Source organism: Bartonella sp. AD13SXNS (genome assembly GCF_042196465.1).
Lineage (GTDB): Bacteria > Pseudomonadota > Alphaproteobacteria > Rhizobiales > Rhizobiaceae > Bartonella.
Genome location: NZ_JBHIQI010000005.1, coordinates 1 through 19,357 on the forward strand (window position 1 = coordinate 1; position 19,357 = coordinate 19,357).

At 35.9% G+C, this 19,357-nt stretch carries 16 protein-coding genes, 1 tRNA gene and 1 pseudogene; 9 read left to right on the forward strand and 9 right to left on the reverse strand.

Annotation, left to right across the window (positions count from 1 at the left end):
- Positions 1–133 (forward strand): DnaB-like helicase C-terminal domain-containing protein (locus ACFIMQ_RS04705; protein WP_375703542.1); only part of this gene is annotated, 133 nt, incomplete at its 5' end.
- A 166-nt stretch (positions 134–299) separates the two neighbouring features.
- On the opposite strand, the gene ACFIMQ_RS04710 is transcribed toward ACFIMQ_RS04705, so the two are convergent.
- Positions 300–376 (reverse strand) — tRNA-Met (locus ACFIMQ_RS04710).
- 159 nt (positions 377–535) lie between these two features.
- On the opposite strand from ACFIMQ_RS04710, the gene ACFIMQ_RS04715 reads away from it, so the two are divergent.
- Positions 536–1,492, forward strand: coding sequence for a Gfo/Idh/MocA family protein (locus ACFIMQ_RS04715; protein WP_375703502.1), 957 nt, complete (start codon positions 536–538; stop codon positions 1,490–1,492).
- Positions 1,493–1,560: 68 nt separating this feature from the next.
- Positions 1,561–2,679 (forward strand): DegT/DnrJ/EryC1/StrS family aminotransferase, encoded by a 1,119-nt coding sequence (locus tag ACFIMQ_RS04720; protein WP_375703503.1) that lies wholly within the window; start codon positions 1,561–1,563, stop codon positions 2,677–2,679.
- A 322-nt stretch (positions 2,680–3,001) separates the two neighbouring features.
- On the opposite strand, the pseudogene ACFIMQ_RS04725 reads toward ACFIMQ_RS04720, so the two are convergent.
- A pseudogene (locus ACFIMQ_RS04725) lies at positions 3,002–3,644 on the reverse strand (hypothetical protein).
- A gap of 27 nt (positions 3,645–3,671) precedes the next feature.
- A complete protein-coding gene (locus ACFIMQ_RS04730) occupies positions 3,672–4,268 on the reverse strand; it encodes a DUF1134 domain-containing protein (RefSeq protein ID WP_375703504.1) in 597 nt (198 codons plus the stop codon).
- Positions 4,269–4,483: 215 nt separating this feature from the next.
- On the opposite strand from ACFIMQ_RS04730, the gene chpT reads away from it, so the two are divergent.
- The gene (gene chpT, locus ACFIMQ_RS04735; RefSeq protein WP_375616567.1) at positions 4,484–5,125 is read left to right on the forward strand and encodes a histidine phosphotransferase ChpT; all 642 of its coding nucleotides are present in this window, start codon (positions 4,484–4,486) and stop codon (positions 5,123–5,125) included.
- A 218-nt stretch (positions 5,126–5,343) separates the two neighbouring features.
- Here the strand turns inward: chpT and ctrA are convergent, their stop codons facing one another.
- Positions 5,344–6,045 (reverse strand): response regulator transcription factor CtrA, encoded by a 702-nt coding sequence (ctrA, locus tag ACFIMQ_RS04740; RefSeq protein WP_375616566.1) that lies wholly within the window; start codon positions 6,043–6,045, stop codon positions 5,344–5,346.
- A 567-nt stretch (positions 6,046–6,612) separates the two neighbouring features.
- Between ctrA and ACFIMQ_RS04745 the strand changes: the two genes are divergently transcribed.
- A complete protein-coding gene (locus ACFIMQ_RS04745) occupies positions 6,613–6,999 on the forward strand; it encodes a flagellar export protein FliJ (protein WP_375616565.1) in 387 nt (128 codons plus the stop codon).
- Positions 7,000–7,133: 134 nt separating this feature from the next.
- Here the strand turns inward: ACFIMQ_RS04745 and ACFIMQ_RS04750 are convergent, their stop codons facing one another.
- On the reverse strand, positions 7,134–7,409 hold the full coding sequence (locus ACFIMQ_RS04750) for a DUF1153 domain-containing protein (RefSeq protein ID WP_375616564.1): 276 nt from the start codon (positions 7,407–7,409) through the stop codon (positions 7,134–7,136).
- A 404-nt stretch (positions 7,410–7,813) separates the two neighbouring features.
- On the opposite strand from ACFIMQ_RS04750, the gene mnmA reads away from it, so the two are divergent.
- Positions 7,814–9,037, forward strand: a complete 1,224-nt coding sequence (gene mnmA, locus ACFIMQ_RS04755) for a tRNA 2-thiouridine(34) synthase MnmA (protein ID WP_375703505.1) — start codon at positions 7,814–7,816, stop codon at positions 9,035–9,037.
- A 339-nt stretch (positions 9,038–9,376) separates the two neighbouring features.
- Here the strand turns inward: mnmA and ACFIMQ_RS04760 are convergent, their stop codons facing one another.
- Positions 9,377–9,679: a hypothetical protein gene (locus tag ACFIMQ_RS04760; protein WP_375703506.1), complete on the reverse strand. Its 303-nt coding sequence runs from the start codon at positions 9,677–9,679 to the stop codon at positions 9,377–9,379.
- Between the two features lie 1,191 nt (positions 9,680–10,870).
- Here ACFIMQ_RS04760 and ACFIMQ_RS04765 point away from each other — a divergent pair.
- Positions 10,871–11,779 (forward strand): cation diffusion facilitator family transporter, encoded by a 909-nt coding sequence (locus ACFIMQ_RS04765; protein WP_375703507.1) that lies wholly within the window; start codon positions 10,871–10,873, stop codon positions 11,777–11,779.
- 1,173 nt (positions 11,780–12,952) lie between these two features.
- Here ACFIMQ_RS04765 and ACFIMQ_RS04770 read toward each other — a convergent pair.
- Positions 12,953–13,789, reverse strand: coding sequence for a DUF1460 domain-containing protein (locus ACFIMQ_RS04770; RefSeq protein ID WP_375703508.1), 837 nt, complete (start codon positions 13,787–13,789; stop codon positions 12,953–12,955).
- A 766-nt stretch (positions 13,790–14,555) separates the two neighbouring features.
- Here ACFIMQ_RS04770 and ACFIMQ_RS04775 point away from each other — a divergent pair.
- Positions 14,556–15,776, forward strand: coding sequence for an MFS transporter (locus ACFIMQ_RS04775; RefSeq protein ID WP_375616559.1), 1,221 nt, complete (start codon positions 14,556–14,558; stop codon positions 15,774–15,776).
- Positions 15,777–16,057: 281 nt separating this feature from the next.
- Here the strand turns inward: ACFIMQ_RS04775 and ACFIMQ_RS04780 are convergent, their stop codons facing one another.
- Both ACFIMQ_RS04780 and carA read right to left on the reverse strand, forming a co-directional pair.
- Complete coding sequence (locus ACFIMQ_RS04780) at positions 16,058–16,261, reverse strand: hypothetical protein (RefSeq protein ID WP_375703509.1); 204 nt, start codon at positions 16,259–16,261, stop codon at positions 16,058–16,060.
- A 955-nt stretch (positions 16,262–17,216) separates the two neighbouring features.
- Positions 17,217–18,413 carry a glutamine-hydrolyzing carbamoyl-phosphate synthase small subunit gene (carA, locus tag ACFIMQ_RS04785; RefSeq protein ID WP_375703510.1) on the reverse strand — a complete coding sequence of 399 codons (1,197 nt, stop codon included), beginning with the start codon at positions 18,411–18,413 and terminating at the stop codon, positions 17,217–17,219.
- 271 nt (positions 18,414–18,684) lie between these two features.
- Between carA and ACFIMQ_RS04790 the strand changes: the two genes are divergently transcribed.
- Positions 18,685–19,137: a GatB/YqeY domain-containing protein gene (locus ACFIMQ_RS04790; protein ID WP_375616557.1), complete on the forward strand. Its 453-nt coding sequence runs from the start codon at positions 18,685–18,687 to the stop codon at positions 19,135–19,137.
- Positions 19,138–19,357: the final 220 nt, after the last annotated feature.

Sequence of the window (19,357 nt, forward strand, 5' to 3'; positions counted from 1 at the left end):
ATGGCAAGAGGCAATGGAGCAAGCCAAGGGCAAAGCTGAGGTTATTATAGCAAAACAACGCCATGGTCCGACAGGAAGCGTTTCCCTTGCCTTTCAATCCGATTTTACATGCTTTAGTGATTTGGAAAAATAGGAGCAGAAAAACGCGTTAAAGGGAGCTTTAAATACCCTTTAGATAAGGTCTTTGAAGATCCTTTGAGAACCCCTTAAAAACTCTTTAAAAAAAATAAATTGGTACAAAACCTAGTGGAAAAATATACAAAACCCGCTGGCAAGCTACACACACAACAAAAAAGTAATGGTAGCGGAGGAGGGATTTGAACCCCCGACACAAGGATTATGATTCCTCTGCTCTAACCTACTGAGCTACTCCGCCAAAACAGATACATTACTGTAAACTATTTCATCTTTTGCGGATATAAGGGGTAGAATAGTAAGATGTCAAGCATCGTTTTGAAGCTTTTTTCTTGTTATTTTATTTTATCCTCGATATGTAAGTGTAGTTTTATATGATAAAGTAAGGTAAGGCGTAAAAATGGTGCCACGTGTAGCGGTTTTAGGATGCGGTCATTGGGGTGGAAATCATATAAAGACACTTCACTCTCTTGGGGCTTTAGCAGCAGTTTCTGATATTGATAGTGATCGTGCTGCCAGTTTTGCAACACTGTATGGTGTGGAGATTATTAAACCAGATGATCTTTTTGCTCATAGAGATATTGATGCAGTGGTGTTGGCGCTGCCTCCACAATTTCATACGCAAAATGTGCTGCGTGCTGTTAAAAGCGGTAAAGATGTTTTGGTGGAAAAACCAATAGCTCTAAATATTGCTGATGCTAAACGCCAAGTTCAGGAAGCAGATGCTTATGGGCGGATTTTTATGGTGGGACATATTTTACGATTTCATCCGGCTTTTGAAAAAATGTGTGAATTGGTGAAAAAGGGAGAATTGGGGGATGTGCGATATATCTATTCTCATAGATTAGGCTTTGGAAAATTTCACACACACAGTGATGCTTTATGGGATCTTGCCCCTCATGATCTCTCAATGATTTTGGCGTTGACAGAATGTGAACCCTCTCAAATTCAGGGAGAGGGGGCTGCTGTCGTGGATAAGACTTCTGACTTTTCTCATGTTCATATGACTTTTCCAAATGGTGTGCGTAGTCATCTTTTCACTTCACGTCTTAGTCCTTACCGTGAAAGGCGTTTAACCGTTGTTGGAACAAAGGCTATACTCGTTTTTGATGATATGGAACCGTGGAGCCGTAAATTGGCAATACACCATTTTGCCGTTTGGAAAGAAAATCAAGAGTGGGCTTTTAGCATGGATGGGCTGAATTACATCGATGTTTGTGAAGATTTGCCGCTTACTTGCGAATTACGGCACTTTCTTCATTGTATTGAAACGCGTCAGTCGCCTCGTACAAATGGTGATGATGCTATTGCGGTTTTACGGATTTTAACAGCTGCTGGTGTCAATTATTATGGATAAAGTCAATTATTATAGATAAAAGAGAGCGGTAGTGTTTTTGCATTCTTGTGATGATCAATGGAGTTAATATGCAATTCATCGACCTTGGGGCGCAGCGTGCGCGTATTGAAGATAAAATTAATTCTGCAATTGCGCATGTGGTCGCTAGTGGTAAGTATATTTTGGGGCCAAAAGTAACAGAATTTGAAGAGAAATTGGCAGAATATCTTGGTGTTAAACATGTGATAGCATGTGCGAATGGAACGGATGCTTTGAAGATGCCTCTCATGGCTAAAAATATTGGTCCAGGTGATGCTGTATTTTGTCCTAGTTTTACGTTTTCTGCAACGGCAGAAGTGGTTGCTTTAGTGGGGGCAGAGCCTGTTTTTGTAGATGTTTTACCTGATACATTCAATATTGATGTTGAAAAACTTTCTCACGCAATTGAAATGGTAAAAAAAGAAGGACGTCTAAAGCCAAAAGCTCTTATTGCTGTTGATTTATTTGGGCTGCCTGCTGACTATGTGCAAATTGCTCAAGTAGCAGCAAAGGAAAATCTTTTTGTGATTGAAGATGCTGCACAATCTATGGGGGGGAGAAGCGATAATACTATGTGTGGTGCTTTTGGTGATGTAGCGGCCACAAGTTTTTATCCTGCAAAACCATTAGGATGTTATGGTGATGGAGGCGCTATGATGACCAATGATGATCATTTGGCAGAACTTTTACGTTCTATTTTGTTTCATGGTAAAGGTGAAACGCAATATGATAATGTTCGTATTGGTATGAATTCGCGCTTAGATAGCATTCAAGCTGCAATTTTATTAGAAAAGTTTGTTATCTTTGAAGATGAAATGCAAAAGCGTGTAGAAATTGCTCAACGTTATTCCGATGGCTTAAGAGATATTGTTACAGTTCCAGAAATAGGAGAAAATATTCGTTCTGCTTATGCACAATATACGATTAAGGTAAAAGAACGTGATAAACTAAAAGATTTTTTACAAAAAAATTCTATTCCTACAATGGTTTATTATAAAACTCCTTTACATAAACAGCCTGCTTATAAACATTTTCCTTATGTCAAAGATTCTCTTTCTGTTTCAGAGTCTTTAGGAGATTGTGTTTTAAGTTTACCCATGCATCCTTATTTAACGCAGACTGATCAGGATATGATTATTCAGAAAATAAAAGACTTTTATTACTCTTGAGAGAGTGTTTTTATCTTTAAAAATATGTAAAAGCTTTATGGATGGGGATATTTTAGAAAATATTTTTATTAGAGTGTGTGGCAAATGTTTTTAAGTATAATTGTCTGGACTCATGAAATGTTGTCCTTTATGGCGGTGATATGATCAGCAAGGAAAACCAGCGAGACAAGAAGATGGATTTTTACAAAACGGCATGGGTTTAAAAAACTTTGTTCTTTCGTTTAGTGAGAAAGCCACGTTTAATAAAAAATATTCCGGTTATGAGAGTAACAATGAATCTTTGTTGATTTCACTCTTCATTTAAGGTGTTTTTAAAGACAACTTATTTAAGGGGGACTTGGGAGAGAAGCGTTATTTTTTTGCGAATACGTGATGCTAGGTCATTTTTGCTTTTGGAGTTTTGAATGAGTGTATTGATGGGTGATGTGTCCCCCTCTTGTAGCGCTATGTGAGCTGCTAATGTTGCTGCGAGTTCTTTTGTTTCTTCACGTAGTTCTTCCAGCAGTTTCTGGTTCGTAGTCGTGTCAAGCGCATGAATTTGGATTTTTTGTAAACGTTGCTGATAGTGTGAGATTTTTTCACGTATCATTTTGCTTGTCCTTGAAGGGGCTTGTTGTGGCAATATTTTGTTTGATTGCTTTTGCTGCTTTGGTGGGAGTGTCTTGTGTGGGGAGGTATAGCCGATAAAATTGTTCTGTTACTTGGCTCAGTTGTATTTTCTGTTGGGCGTATTTTTTTTGCAAAGATTCGTACTTTTGTTGGTTGTTTGCTAATTCTACAGCATGTTGTGCACGAAGAAAATCATGGTTTGCTTCTATTTCCGTGAGGGATAATGGAATTTGCGCACAAATATCCTTATACGCAAAATGAACGGCTTTACGCCAAATAAGAGGAGACAAAAGCACTAGTAACCAAGAAGTAGAGGCAACTCCAAGAATAAAAAAAAGAAACGATTGAATAAGCATAATACCCCTTTTCAAATAAGAAATCGTTTAAAATGGATTCCATGTTGGTCTAGGTGTTAATTTTAAATATCCTATATTGATCCCAAGGCGTGCACCGATTCCTGTCCGTATTGGGATTAACAAGGTATCATGGTATTTGAGGACATGAAAACCAACACCTGCAATTAAATAGGCCGAACCTGAAATACCGCCATAGCGTCCCCATAAATTATTTATGTTATTAAGATTATAAACTAGAATCATTAAACGTGAACCTTGGCCGCCAAAATCCCATCCTACTGAGGGACCTTGCCAAAAAACTTTATGCTGACCATGGATTTTGGTAAAAACCCTTCCTTCGCCATAGGTTAATCCAGCAAAAAAGGCACCAGAAGCTTCTTCTCCTAAAATATAGGCATTGGGATAACCGTATTTTGAAAAAATATTTTGAATTGCAACGGCCAGACCACTGGCTGTTTTTCCAAAAAAAATATGACCGGAATCAATAATTTCTTGGAGTGAGTAATGAGGTTCTTTTGGCTCTATTGGTTTTAGTTGAGCATGTGCAGTGTTTAGGGTGACGAATAAAAGGAGGATTAAAGATATAATATTTTTGTACCAGTATTTTAGAAGAGAGAGAGCCATAGAGTTTTCTCCTTTTATTAGTGACAAACAAAGAGATAATATTAGAATTTTTATTCTATTCAAATAAAAAATAAGATGTAATGTTATTTAAATTCTTGAATTTATTTCTGAATTTTTTTTAGCATGATTGTTAATGTGGCCTATTATGCATCAGATGTTAAGAGTTTTTCTTTAAAATAAAGTTTGTTTTTTGAATTTAGGAGTTTTCAATCATTATGACGTTAGATATTTCTTTAAAGCCTATGGATCTTGCTGCTTTGCTTTGTAGTCGTATTTGCCATGATTTGATTTCGCCTGTGGGGGCTATTCAAAATGCAATGGAGCTTTATGATGAAGGAGGAGCTGAAAAAGATGCTTTACAATTGGTGCGTTTATCCGTTGCGAGTGCTTCTGCACGTCTACAATTTGCGCGATTGGCTTTTGGTTTTGCTGGTGCAAGTAGAGGACAAATAGATACACGGGCTGCAGAGCAGGTCGCTCAACAATATATGCGGCAAGAAAAAGCAACTTTAAAATGGCAGGCTCCTTCTTTTTTGTTACAAAAAGATGAAATTAAACTTTTGCTTAATTTATTATTGATTGCAAACGCAACAGTTTCTCGTGGTGGTGAAATTGTTGTGATGATTCTACAAGAGGAAAATAAACGTTCTTTTCGATTTGAGATTTTCGGTAAAACTCTTCGTATTCCTCCTCATTTTCTTGCGTTATATCATGGAGAAGTTCAACAAGAAGAGCTTATTGATGCACATGTCATCCAATTTTATTACACAATGTTGCTTGCTCAGATGACAGAGATGAAAATAAGTATTGATGAAAAAGATTGTTGTATTGTTTTAGAAAGTGTAAAAAAGCTTTGAATAAGAGAGAAGCGCTTAAGCCGTGTTGGGGAAAAAGTGGCTTCGATTGAACTTACGAACGATGAGATTATATCTATAAATAGGTGTAGTTACTTCTTAAGCTTTAAGCGCTTTCTATATGAGATTTTTTGTATGCGGTTTTTTTTATTTTTGACAGAGACAAAATCTCGGTCCGCTATACCCCGAGATTTTACTTTTACAATGTGCATTTTTAATGCTTAAGCGGTTTTCCGTACATTTTCTTCAATTGGATCACGTAATACATAACCACGTCCCCAAACTGTATCAATGTAATTTACATTAGAAGAGACCGCTTCCAATTTTTTCCGTAATTTACAGATAAAAACATCGATAATTTTTAGTTCTGGTTCATCCATTCCACCATAGAGATGATTGAGAAACATTTCCTTAGTAAGTGTTGTACCTTTGCGTAAAGAGAGAAGCTCTAGCATTTGGTACTCTTTACCAGTTAAATGAACGGGACGTCCTGCAACTTCAACCGTTTTTGCATCAAGGTTAACGGTGAGATCTCCGGTGACAATAACTGATTGTGCATGCCCTTTAGAACGACGAACAACTGCATGGATACGTGCAATGAGCTCATCCTTATGGAAAGGCTTCGTCATATAGTCATCTGCCCCAAAGCCAAAACCACGGACTTTGTCTTCAATAGCATTCATACCGGAAAGAATAAGGACAGGAGTTTTTATTTTTGCCAACCTTAGAGTCCGCAAGACATCGTACCCTGACATGTCAGGGAGATTCAGATCAAGCAAAATGATATCATAATCATAGAGCTTTCCTAAATCGATACCTTCTTCACCCAGATCAGTGATATAAACATTAAAATTGGCTGATTTTAGCATCAACTCAATACTTTGAGTAACTGCTCTATCATCTTCAATCAACAATACGCGCATTTTAGATCCCTCACTTCGCTCCTTCACGAATCACAAGGAGCATTTCTATGTTTATAACAGTTGATAAAATCACTGTTATAAAAACAATTCATGAAATCAAACGCTTATAATAAAGCATTTATGAATATTTCAGTAGTACGCGTAACAATCACTACCAAATTCCCCACTATCCATGATAGTGGTTAACAAAATATTTTTATTTTTGAAAGAGGCTATAAAATTATTTTAGAAAAATTGCATATTTTTTAACATAATAAAAAATGAAGGGCTTTTTTTATAAACTTTAACCTAAAAAAATCTTGTAAAAAAACATTATAAATTACTTTTTTACAATTTCAGTGTTTGTTTACTGAGCTTTAAACCTCTTCATTTTATAGTAGGGGAAGAAAAGTAAAGAAATAGTTATTGATCTTTAAAGTAGGTTGTGTTGGCAGATGCTTTAAGGAAAGGAGAAATTATTGTAGTTTCAAGTTAATAGACTGTTTTATCGAATAGATATATAACGAAAAAGGTATGTATTGGGTGTGAATGCGAGTTTTGAGTTATCGCAATCAAGGAGTAGTGAGTATGAAGCCACGGGTAAATATGGTGCGATTGAGAATGTTTCAAGTACGTGGAAAGCGTCGTGAAATTGCACAGCTTGAGATGATGATCGCAGAATTTGAACGAATGGTGTTAGAACTGGAGGTACAGATTACTAATGAAGAACGTAAATCTGGAAACAATGATGTTCACCATTTTGCTTATTCTGCTTTTGCGCGCGCAGCGCGACAAAGACGTGATAATCTGATCAATTCAATTCGTGATTTACAACTTCAAAAAACAAATGCTGAAATTGCTCTTTATGAGGCGAATACAGAGCTGCAACGTGCACAGCTTTTGGAGGCACGAGAAAAGAAAACTGCTACCGATGATGAGGATATTTTGATGCAATCTAATTCAATGGTTGGATGATAAAAGAAATTATTGAAAGATCAATTCTTTTAGATTTATTTTTTGAGAATAGTATAAAACAGCCAAACTTTTATCGAGTTTGGCTGTTTTATAAAGTATTTTTAAGCTGTTATCGAATCATGATCAATGGCAACTTAATGCCTGTAGTGTTGAGTCCTCGTTGTTCGTAATCCCGCTAAACCGTGTTCATCGATCAAACTTTGCCATGAAAGAAATTCTTCTACTGTCAAAGTATAACGTTGACACGCTTCGTCAAGACTTAACAATCCACCTCTGACAGCCGCAACAACTTCAGCTTTGCGACGAATCACCCAGCGCCGTGTTGTTTGTGGCGGTAAGTCGGCAATTGTAAGTGGGCTTCCATCTGGTCCAATAACATACTTCATTTGTGTTTTTATCAAATTGGTCATCCGTATCCTCTACCTTTCGTCAAGGATTTGATTCGTTTATAGAGCATGAAATTTAAAAAAGAGCTAAACGCGCAGAAAGAAAAAATTAATAAAGTGATTGAGCATATAAAAAGAAGCTAGAGCGAAGCGTATAGAAAAATTTTTTGCAACATTTTACTAGATTTTTAAAAAGAGCAAAAAGGTTTTCTAAAAGAATTTTCTTCCAACGATTTCAACGGTGCCTTATTTCTATCACTCTTTTTTTGTTTGCAGCAGCTTTTTAGAATGTGATGCTATGGTTGTGGAAAAGATAAAAAAACAATATAAAAAACAATTAATAGTATAAAAGTGGCAGAGAACGCGCATCAGAATATTAATAACAGATGGGTATCCATTAAAGAGAGCATTAAATAGAGAATGAATACATGTTTTTAAACAGCCTTGATTTACCAGGACACCCTAAGGATTCTCGCATTGTTGTTGCAATGTCGGGAGGGGTTGATTCATCGGTTGTTGCAGGTCTTTTGAAAAAGGAAGGGTATAATGTCATTGGTATTACGTTGCAGCTTTATGATCATGGGGCTGCAACGCATCGGGTGGGGGCGTGTTGTGCGGGACAAGATATTGAAGATGCACGCCGTGTTGCAGAAACATTAGGAATACCGCATTATGTTCTTGATTATGAAAAGCGCTTTCGCGAAGCTGTTATTGATCCTTTTGCAGAAAGTTATGCGCATGGAGAAACACCAGTGCCATGTATTGCGTGCAATCAGACGGTCAAGTTTGCTGATTTATTAGCAACGGCACGCGAATTGGGAGCCGATGCTTTGGCTACGGGACATTATATTCGTTCGCGTTCTCATGGAGCGCACCGAGCACTCTTTCGTCCTCTCGATAATGATCGTGATCAGAGTTATTTTCTCTTTGCAACAACACAAGAACAGATTGATTATTTGCGTTTTCCACTTGGTGACCTTCCAAAAGCACGCGTTCGTGAAATGGCAGCAGAAATGGGCTTTGTGATTGCTAATAAGCATGATAGTCAGGATATTTGTTTTGTTCCACAAGGAAAATATTCAGATGTTATCGCAAAACTGCGTCCAGAAGCAGCTAATCCTGGTATTATTGTCCATATCGATGGAAAAATTTTAGGTAAACATTCGGGGATTGTTAATTATACGGTTGGTCAACGTCGTGGTATTGGGGTGTCAACTGGTGAAGCGCTGTATGTGATTTATCTCGATGTGGAAAATGCACGTGTTATTGTTGGTCCGCGTGAAATGCTAGAAACACATAAGCTTTTTTTACGTGATGTGAATTGGCTTGGTGATGAGTCGTTAGATAATTTTCCTTCTCAAGGTATTGAGGTGGCTGTAAAGGTGCGCTCAACGCGTCCTCCTCATCTTGCGCGCTTGCATTATAAAGAAGGTGTTTTTTCCGTTGATCTGTTGGAATGTGAAAATGGTGTGGCACCAGGGCAAGCTTGCGTTCTTTATGATGGAAATGGTCATGAGGCGCGTATTCTTGGGGGAGGATTTGTAACACATTCAGAACGTGCGGCCGATACTGAAATGATGTTGAAGCGCATTTTGTGCAATCTCGAAACAAATGATTCTATTTCCTCTGAACTTAAAGCAACGGTTTCATAAAAAAATCGTAAATTGATTTATAATGATAATTTGCAACCTTCACCGTGAATGAGAAACTTCCGTGAGATTTTCTCATTGTAAATTTGTTTTATGATTGAATCCATCAAAATCATATTTCTTGCACATCATAAGTGGGGTTAGGGTGTATGTAGAAAGCATTAATAAGAAAAATGTAAAATGTTTCTTATCAATGTTCTCGAATGTTAGAGAGACAGAAACATTAGGGGCAGGGTAGATAACACATATCATCGGATATTTTTTATACCTTAGAGTGTTACCATTTTAAGTGTTTAAAGTTGGTGCAATGGGTGAGTGCAATACTTGAGGCTGTCAAAGCAGTTAGTCATGGAAATACGTAAGATTTTTATTGTTGTCGTATATGGGGTGATAAGCCATCGCCTTGTGTTCTAAAAAATAAATGTCATTCTTTTGCTTTTGTTTGCTTGCTTGAGAAAATGTGTGAGGCAGAAGGGAGAGTGCATAAAGATGAAAGTTTTCATCGTTTAGAATAGATATAATGTCATTCATATCAGCGTGTTGCGTATAGGGAACTATCGGCAGAAATTCTGACGGATTTGCGATAAAATGTGTCGCATGAGGTTTTGTCGACAATAATGCTGTTAATTGCAAAAGCTGTTGCATTACGAAAAATTGGTTCCATATTATCGTGATTGGAGATCGCCCATAAAATCAGAATCAACGCTTTTTCTGGAAGATTTTGTAAAAAATTCTATCAGGAGGGGAGCTTTTTGCGTTTACCAATACCCAGAACACCACGATGAACATGGAAGCCGGTGATATTATCCATAACTTTTTGTGGAACGCAATAAATGGGACATAGAGGCTGTATTTTTTCCAAAAGCGGGAGAAGTTCAAGAAGACGTTTTGCTACGATAAGCAGTGAGAGGGAAAAAAATTCTTTCGAATGTAGGAATGCGGACAATGTTATTGTGTTTTCAGCAATAAATTAATGTTATCGTCCAACAAGATCTTTTTTACGGATATTATGATAGGCTGTTAAGGTGTTGGGGCGTCTGTTTTTTCGATTGTTGTGATATTCAAACGCATGCGAGATTTTTAATGCTTTTTTCTTACGATTTCTAGCTGTTAGAATTTGTTTTATTTTTAAAAAGGGAGATAAAAAAATATTACTTTAAACTTATGGTAGAATTTATGTTGACAACATATATTAATGAGTGTATTGTGAAAATACCGATGCAGGATAATATATTTTTTTCTCGTATCGGCTGCAGTGTCTTGGGTCCCCGCTATTTCCCAAGTGCTGTATGCCCTTAATTTTTTAAGGGAAAAGAATCTGGGTCCCCAATGCCCAGATTCTTTTTGGGGGTATTCATTGCTCTTCTTTTTATATCTAAATTTTTTAGTAAATCATATTTTAAAATCCTGTTGACCTGTAAAGTTACCGTAGAGTGCTAAGATATTTTTTCTAAGGTGCAAAGATGGCTTATAGATGGGTTATAATGAACATCATAAAACTGAAAAATAATGCATGATCATGATACATTTGAGCAAAAACAAGTTTTTCGTTTATGAGAAGTGAGATGGCTTTAAGTTATTCAGAAAACGATTAATAATGAAGGTTATGTGTTTGATTGCTCTTTGGAAAGCTCTTTTTTCTATTATTTTCTCTCTTCTTTATTTATTGGTGCTGTTCGTGTAACTGAGCAATTTTTACGATAATAATGGTGAGCTGAGGCGTTTATTGTATGATGAAGCTTCTGTAATATTGAGGAAATATTGGCGATATGCCAAAAGTATAATGATATGGTTGAAAATATTAATCCTTATTTCGTGAAGAAAAGGATGGGGTTCATGGATGTAAAAATCAATATACAAAGCTTAACTTTATACTCCATTTTTATTGCGTGCATTGTTTTTGCTTTGAAATATTGGGCATATCACATCACGGATTCGGTTGCACTTTATTCTGATGCATTGGAATCAATTGTTAATATCCTTGCGTCATTGGCAGCATGGTGGGCTGTTAAAGTGAGTATGAAGCCGGCGGATCATGACCATCCCTTTGGGCATCATAAAGCAGAGTATTTTTCTGCGATTCTTGAAGGGGTACTCATTATTATTGCGGCAATTGTCATTTTAAGAGAGGCATGGATAGCTCTTTCCACCGTTAATTTATTGCAGAAACCTGGACTATGGCTTGTTATTCATCTTGTTGCAACTGTCATAAATTGTATGTGGGGAATGGTTCTTATTTGGCAGGGAAAACGCCATCGTTCACCGGCTCTTAAAGCTGATGGAGTGCATTTCATAACGGATGTTTTTACTTCGCTTGCAATTTTAATTGGTCTGATTGCTGGCTTTGTAGGAGGATGGAGCGTTTTAGATCCGATTTTAGCAATAATCGTTGCCGTTAATATTCTCTTACAAGGCTGGAAGGTGATTAGGAATGCTGTTCAAGGATTAATGGATGTTGGCGTTGAATTGAATGAAACCATGCGGATTCGAGAGCTGATTTCTGCAAATGCATGTGGTGCACTTGAGGTTCATGATTTACGTACGCGTGTTGCTGGTAGAGCTACTTTTATAGAGTTTCATTTGGTTGTGCCCGCTGTCATGCAGGTAGGGGAAGCACATAAAATTTGTGATAAAATCGAAGGGGTTCTTCAAAAAGAATTTGATAATGTGCGTATTTCTATTCATGTTGAGCCTGAAGATGAGGCAAAATTGCCTCCTGGTACAACAATGATACCTTTTATATAAAAAGATTTTTCAAACTGTCTGTTATGTTAAACTGTTTTTTTATGATGGGGTGATTCATAGCTCTCGAAAATACAATGAAGCTCTTTTATTGATTTTATTTTTTCATCAAGCAAGTATAGAAGGGTAAACAGAATATCTAAGGCAAAATTTATCCTGTTGCTGTAAAACACTGTCATTTAAGGAGTGGGAGGCATATAAAATTTGATCCATTAACTGTTTTTAGAGTGTTCAGAGTAGGGCTTGCCGGTGTTCTTTTGTTAAGTGAAGCACATGAAATGGTTAGCAGTTAAAATTTGCTGAAGAGGGCAGATCGTTTACAAGCCGTAGGAAGTAGGTATCTTGTTTCTTCGGGCGAGGAGAAATTAAGCTTTCATAATAAGTTTAATGAGGTTTAATTATAAATTTTATACGAGAATCATGAATAGAATTTTTAAGTTTTGTGATCATCAATTAATCATCATGACTACTGCTAATAAATGTGTTGTTTTATCGATACAATGTGTTCTGTTTTGAGTGTTCTTTATTGCATGAAGGATGGTGACTCATTAAAGAATGAAAAAACAAAAAATAATGCTCATATCTCTACTCTTTAAAGGATATTATTGTCGTTGCTGTAGAAAATCGCAAAGCTGAACTAAGGAATGATGCTAAAGATAGAAACTGGTTTTTAATTGATGCTTTCATATTTTCATTCCAATCTGGTATCAAAATTTTACAAGGACTCGTACAGTACTGGTGCATCCTAATCATAAATATGCTGCTATATCAGGGCTATTTTAATTTATAGATAACAACCAAACATATCTGGCTTTACTTTTACTTATTTTTACAAACGTTCGTTTGTGTCTTTTGCGTTATATTCGTAAAGATCAGATTAGCGGTAATCTAAAGATAACTCTTGGTTGAGAATATGAAGGGAAAGGGTGATACTATAGTAGAGTTTTTTCTGTCTTTATCGTTCAGCCAGTATAAAGTGATTACAAATCCGTGATTTCTCCAAAAATGATTTGGTCATACCTATAAACAAAGTTATAATCAAAACGACTTTTTTCTCTTAAAACTGTAAACAAATATATTGTATCTGTATAGCTTGAACGAAGTTAGATGTTTACCTGAATAACTATAGTATATATTTTAAGAATGGAGAAGATATTTCATATCGCTATGATGGTATTAAAGCGCTCTTAAAACGATGATTCCTGGTGTTTTTGCAACATAATCCATAAAGGGAGAATCAACAACTTTTTCATTTTCTTTTCGTGAAGAAGCATTTCTTAACATTGGCCCTTTATCTGTCATGATAAAGAAGCCTACATGTGTTACATCTAATCCAGCAAGTTTCGTATAAATACCAATGAAATCACCAGACTGTAAACGACCTATAACCTCTTCATTAATAAAGTTACTTGGAATATACGTTATTGTGCGTTTCACAACTGGCAACCCAGGTAGATAGCTTCCACCATCAGCTTTTTTGTTGAGATATTTTTCTGTTTTTACCGCATGGGGACTTATTTCAGCGGTAATATCAGTAGCGAGTTTATATTCTCTATAAGCCCAGTCCGTAAAAAAATGTTTCCGATTTAAAAAATGAACATTACCGTTAATATAACGCGTTTTTATGACGTTATTTATGAATTCTGTTTGGGATGTTGATTTGCGCAATGCTTCAACATAATCCAGATAAGTGAAGCAATCTAAGCCTCTAAAATCAATGATCAGTTTTTCTGGTGTATTTTCTGAGCCATGTAACATATTTGCTTGGTAAGGTGTCCCTAAAAAAGCTTCAGAAAGAAAATCAATTAGTGCACCTTTTTCCTGATAATTTGTTTCTAAACGTTTTTTGAGAAGAGCATTTAATTTATTTAGAGTATAGGAATCTAGGTTTACGCTAGTGGTTTGTTGTGTTTCTATGTTATTATCTAAAACGCTCTTTTGTGGACCAGAATCCTGACTATCACATCCTGTAACCAACATTAAAATGAGGATTAATTGGATTATTTTTCGCATTTTATACACCATTTTTGAATTAAAAATTCATGACGAACTATTTCTAAAAGTGCTATTTTTTAATGCTTATCATGATCATCGTTAGATTTAATGGTAGCATACAATCGTTAAGAGTATCAATGAATATAAAGATAAAATCATGTTTTTTAAGGTTACACAAACTGCAAGTGATATGAATCTTTTCTAATATTATAGAATTAAGGGATTTTTCTCTATAATATACTTATTCTTTAAACAAGTATTGTCAAATAAATATTTTTAAAAATATGATGAGCTTTTTACATTGTTAAGCTATTCGGGTGATGCTGCTTTAACCTTATAGCATATTCTGAGGGTGAAAAAATTTTTTAAGAGCTTATTTTTTAAAGGTTTCAATTATTATAGGATATCTAACGTATCCAATGGAATTGAGATTCCTGAAAACGGTGGTATGAGAGGGGAAAATGATGTCTGATAAAATTCATCATAATATCTCTAAAACTATTGGAAATACTCTGTGTTTTATGAAATTTTGTTCATGAGTTTGTTGCACAAATATTTTGTTCGTATAATGCAAAAAATATTTTTTATGCTTTGACAATGATATACAAATTAAAGATATACCAATTAAAACGTAATTTTATAGTTTTATATTGACTCTTACTTAAATTTTTACTTTGTTATTATTTTATATGTGAAAAGTATAGGGTATAGAATACTTTTAAAAGGAAAAGGGAGTTAAAAGATAGCGGGGGAGTCATTGTATGTGTAAAATAGTGTGTATGTTATGCAAGATCAAATGCTCAATCCGAAATTTGTTCAGCGTGGGCTCATTTTAGTGTTCATTACTTTATTGTTGGATATTCTTGGCATCGCAATTATTTGTCCTGTTTTGCCTGAATATTTTTCTCAGTTAACTGGAAAAGATGTCAGTGCGTCTTTTGTAGAAAGAGGAAAATTGCTTGCTGCTTACTCAGTGATGCAGTTTTTGTTTGCTCCTATTATTGGTAATCTCTCTGATCGTTATGGTCGTCGTCCTATTTTGCTTGTCTCTATTATCTGCTTTGCTCTTGATAATCTCATATGTGCTATAGCATGGAGCTATTCTATGTTATTTATCGGGCGTCTTTTATCGGGGATAAGTGGCGCTAGTTTTGCAACTTGTACAGCTTATCTTGCGGATATATCCGATGATAAAACTCGTACACGCAATTTTGGTCTGTTAGGCGTTGCATCCGCATTGGGGTTTATTTTAGGATCGTTTATTGGTGGTTTTTTAGGTCAGTTTGGTCCGCGTATTCCGTTTTATTTTGCTGCTGGTTTTTCACTCATTAATTTTATTTTTTCTTGGGTTATGCTTCCAGAAACCCTTTCTTTATGGAATAGGCGCTTTTTTGATATTAAGCGGGCAAATCCCTTAGGTGCTTTTTGGCATCTGAAACAATACCCGATGGTTCTTTGGGTGTTATTGGTCTTTTTTCTTTATTGGTTTGCGGAATCTGTATGGTTAAGCATTTGGGCTTTCATTGCAAAAGAACGCTATGATTGGAGTTCTTTTTCTATTGGACTCTCCTATAGTGTTTTTGGGATAGGCCAATTTATTGTAGTCGCTCTCATTTTGCCTTATTTTTCTAAACGATGGAGTGATTGGCATATTGTTATAGTGGGGCTTTTGTTTGCCTCTGTTGCTATGCTGGGTTATACATTCGCGACGCAGGGGTGGATGGTTTATATGGTTTGTGCGTGCACAATGCTTGAATATCTTGTTCATGCACCTATACGTGCTATTGCTTCAGCGCAGGTACCAACAAATGTACAAGGAGAACTGCAAGGAGCAATGACATCTGTTATTTCGTTAAGTTTAATATTTGGTTCTGTTTTTTATGTGTTTCTCTTTGAATGTTTTACAGATAAAAATGCATTGTTTTATTTTTCTGGCGCTCCTTTTATAGGAGGTTTTTTGCTTCTTGTCATTGCAACGGTTATTTTTGCCTTGCGGGTACGTTAATGTGTTGAGAGGGGCTGGTAAGAATATTGTGCTAGAGAATGCACAAGATAAACTTTATAGGAAGAAAGTTTTTGGGATGTTTGTTTTGCAAAGTGTTGTTAAAATATTGCTTTCTTATTCATTGCGAATATTTTTTGTTTTGTGATATTGTTGGTATAATAGAGGCTATGCTTTCTCTGTTGCTTGCAAATCAATATCCAGTGCACATGCAGTAGCGTGTTGAAAAAAAGTGTAAAACGTATCAGTGTTCGATGTATCCGTACTGTACGTAAAACAGAATGCTATTGTGTTGCACATTCACGGGTTTGTTTTAAAGAGACATCAGGTACCCAAGCCCATTTCGCGGTGGCGCCCGTGAAGGGAATAACGATAATACCATTGAGCAGTGCCATCTTTAAGTTTATAAAGAAGCAAGCTGGAACCATCACATTATTTTCCAGCTCGTGGGTGTTGGTGAGCAACTCTTGGCACTTGAGACGGTTCATAAGAGCATTTTTAGTCCTTTCTTATACAGTTTTATCCACACACTCATCCCGCTTTTGACGTGCAAGCGAATGACTTTGATTGATTCAACATAGAGAGATTTGAAATAAGAGAATCTTACAATATTTAGTTTCTTATTCAAGTTGAATAAAAATATATTATTATAAATCAAAGTATTATCTGAAAAATTCTGGGTTTTATATGCTAAATTGGATATAAAATCTAAATTGGATATAAAATATTGTGTATATTTATTTACATTATTTCTGAAATCGAAAGACAATCTAATTTGGGAAGAATATAAAATTGTAAAACTGCAAAACAGTTTCCAGTTTTGTCATCACTTTTTTATTCGGCTTTATAGCTTTTAAAACTATCTACGATAATATCTTTTAAAGAGTAGAGATTTGTTGCATATCCTCACACTTTTGTTTTTTTTATTTTTTACAATAGAGAATATGCTTCTCATCAAAATAGGAGGCTCAAAACTGTATTGGGTTGTAAATCCAGCACTTATTTTGAAGAGATAGCTTTCAATGTGTTCACACCAATTTCGTGATAGTGCTGATGAATGATATAAGATCAAAGGCACTGTAAATGGTATAAGATTCACTATCCACGATTATCTTCACTTCTATAAAAGATGCTCACATTCACTTTTCTCGTTTCTCTTATTACGATAGCTCTTGGTCCTTGATATGGTAGCTCCTTTATCTCTTTAAAAATGCTTTTTTAAAACACACTCATCTTGCTGGGGTGGATACGCTAATGGTTTTGATTGATATGAGCTTAAGAGGAGGGGAATGAGAAAAATTGATGCTATCTAGCACTCTCATTTAAGGTGTGAAATGATGAATAATACTCATGGTTCAATAAGCTGTAGGTATAAAAATAATATAACTGCACGTAGGAAGACGATGTAATTTGGAGAGAAGCCAGAAGGTGAGACATTTTATTTTAAGATATTTTTTTGTAATTCATAATGAGATCAGAGAAATGCTGAAAGAGGTAGTGACTATCTTGTGGTCCAGGAGAAGCTTCGGGGTGGTATTGAACAGAAAAAACAGGTTTTCCAATGATTCGAATACCACAGTTTGAACCATCAAAGAGAGAAATGTGTGTTTCTTGAACATGTTGTGGTAAAGAGGTAGCATCTACGGCGAAACCGTGATTCATCGATACAATCTCAACTTTTCCGCTGTTAAGGTCTTTAACTGGATGGTTGGCACCATGATGTCCTTGGTGCATTTTTACGGTTTTGGCGCCAAGTGTCAGAGCAAGAAGTTGATGACCAAGACATATTCCAAAAATCGGTAAATTATGATCAATTAATGTTTTGATTGTTGGAATGGCATATTGAGCCGTAGCTGCAGGATCGCCTGGTCCATTAGAAAGAAAAATGCCATCAGGCTTCATTGCTAGAATTTCTTTTGCAGTTGTGTGGGCTGGCACAACAGTAATGCGTGCTTTTTGTGTTGCCATAAGGCGAAGAATGTTGCGTTTCACACCGTAGTCAATGGCAATGATATGAATATTGTGCACATTGTTTGTGTCGTATCCTTTATTCCAACTCCATGGTTTTTCATTCCATTGCATTGATGATTGAGATGTCACTTCTTTCGCAAGGTCAAGATTGACGAGACCATGCCATTTTTGTGCACGTTTCTTTAATGAAGGAATATCAAAATTTCCATCAGAATCATGTGCAATAACAGCATTTTGCGCACCCTTCTCACGAATAAGAATTGTAAGGGCACGTGTATCAATACCACAAAGTGCGATAATTTTACGCGTTTTAAGCCATTGGTCAAGGTTTTCATGAGCACGATAATTTGAGGGATGTGTAATGTCTGCCTTGAAAATAGCGCCAACAGCACCATGACAATTGAGAGGAGAGAGATCTTCAATATCTTCGCTATTTGCCCCCACATTTCCTATATGAGGAAAAGTAAAATTAACGATTTGTTGTGTGTATGACGGGTCTGTGAGGATTTCTTCATAGCCTGTTATGGCAGTGTTAAAACACACTTCAGCTTCAGCAATACCTGTAGCACCTGCTCCTTTGCCTTCAATAACGGTTCCATCTGCTAAGACTAAGAGGGCTGTCGGTTTTTTGATACTCCAAGGGTGGCTGGGTAAAGTCGCTTGTATCATAGTGTGTATCCACAAGTTATTTTCTGAAAGATATAATGATCAACTTTACACAAAAATCATATCAAAAACATACTTCTAACAGATGCTGTAGATATTATTCTGGTAATGTTTCGCTTGAAACAGAGAGTATAAGTACATTCCATGAAGAGGTAAAGTCTTGTTTTTATCTTTTCTAAGATCGAGTCCTTAATTATTTTTTTATCCTCCATTGCAAGATGGATAAAGATTAGTTAAGAAGCATCTTCCTCTTGAACAAAATTGGATAAATTTAATGTTGCGTAACCAGATTGATGCGGCTCTTAGGGCTGCTTTGAAAGCGCAAGATAGTGCGCGTCTTGCTACACTTCGTTTAATGAATGCTGCAGTTAGGGATCGTGATATTCTTTATTATGATGAAGGGAAGCTAGAAGTGGATGATCAGCAGATACAGTCTGTTTTCACTAAAATGCTTCAACAGCGTGAAGAATTGATACGAGTCTATAAAGAGTCTGGTTGCTTGGAATTGGCAGAGAGAGGACAAGCAGAAATAGAAGTTATTCGTGAGTTTCTTCCCTATCAACTTAAGGAGATGGAAATAGAACAGGTTCTTTGTGAAGCTTTGGCACAAACAAAGGCTGAAAAATTACGCGATATCGGTAAGGTGATGGCATGGCTTAAGGAACGGTATGCGGGGCAAATAAATTTTTCTAAAGTGTGCAATAGTCTTCGTAAAAAATTGCAATAGATCTTGTTAATTCAAGGGGATGGGAAAATATTTTTTATTGTGCGTCGCCTTTGTAAGTCAGTAGGATGTTGATAAATTTCATTTATTTTGTACACACATACTATTATTAAAAAAATATTTTTTTGAAATAAACGAATCTTTTTTGGAGCTCATAGAGCAATAGAGTATCTTTTCTGCATTATATTTTTCTATTCTTCAAAGTCATTACATCATAAAAAAC

Excerpts from the sequence above, each read along its gene's own strand:
- ACFIMQ_RS04715 (WP_375703502.1), top strand. The coding sequence starts at position 536 with ATGGTGCCACGTGTAGCGGTTTTAGGATGCGGTCATTGGGGTGGAAAT.
- ACFIMQ_RS04720 (WP_375703503.1), top strand. The coding sequence starts at position 1,561 with ATGCAATTCATCGACCTTGGGGCGCAGCGTGCGCGTATTGAAGATAAA.
- ACFIMQ_RS04730 (WP_375703504.1), bottom strand. The coding sequence starts at position 4,268 with ATGGCTCTCTCTCTTCTAAAATACTGGTACAAAAATATTATATCTTTA.
- chpT (WP_375616567.1), top strand. The coding sequence starts at position 4,484 with ATGACGTTAGATATTTCTTTAAAGCCTATGGATCTTGCTGCTTTGCTT.
- ctrA (WP_375616566.1), bottom strand. The coding sequence starts at position 6,045 with ATGCGCGTATTGTTGATTGAAGATGATAGAGCAGTTACTCAAAGTATT.
- ACFIMQ_RS04745 (WP_375616565.1), top strand. The coding sequence starts at position 6,613 with ATGAAGCCACGGGTAAATATGGTGCGATTGAGAATGTTTCAAGTACGT.
- ACFIMQ_RS04750 (WP_375616564.1), bottom strand. The coding sequence starts at position 7,409 with ATGACCAATTTGATAAAAACACAAATGAAGTATGTTATTGGACCAGAT.
- mnmA (WP_375703505.1), top strand. The coding sequence starts at position 7,814 with ATGTTTTTAAACAGCCTTGATTTACCAGGACACCCTAAGGATTCTCGC.
- ACFIMQ_RS04760 (WP_375703506.1), bottom strand. The coding sequence starts at position 9,679 with ATGCAACAGCTTTTGCAATTAACAGCATTATTGTCGACAAAACCTCAT.
- ACFIMQ_RS04765 (WP_375703507.1), top strand. The coding sequence starts at position 10,871 with ATGGATGTAAAAATCAATATACAAAGCTTAACTTTATACTCCATTTTT.
- ACFIMQ_RS04770 (WP_375703508.1), bottom strand. The coding sequence starts at position 13,789 with ATGCGAAAAATAATCCAATTAATCCTCATTTTAATGTTGGTTACAGGA.
- ACFIMQ_RS04775 (WP_375616559.1), top strand. The coding sequence starts at position 14,556 with ATGCAAGATCAAATGCTCAATCCGAAATTTGTTCAGCGTGGGCTCATT.
- ACFIMQ_RS04780 (WP_375703509.1), bottom strand. The coding sequence starts at position 16,261 with ATGAACCGTCTCAAGTGCCAAGAGTTGCTCACCAACACCCACGAGCTG.
- carA (WP_375703510.1), bottom strand. The coding sequence starts at position 18,413 with ATGATACAAGCGACTTTACCCAGCCACCCTTGGAGTATCAAAAAACCG.
- ACFIMQ_RS04790 (WP_375616557.1), top strand. The coding sequence starts at position 18,685 with ATGTTGCGTAACCAGATTGATGCGGCTCTTAGGGCTGCTTTGAAAGCG.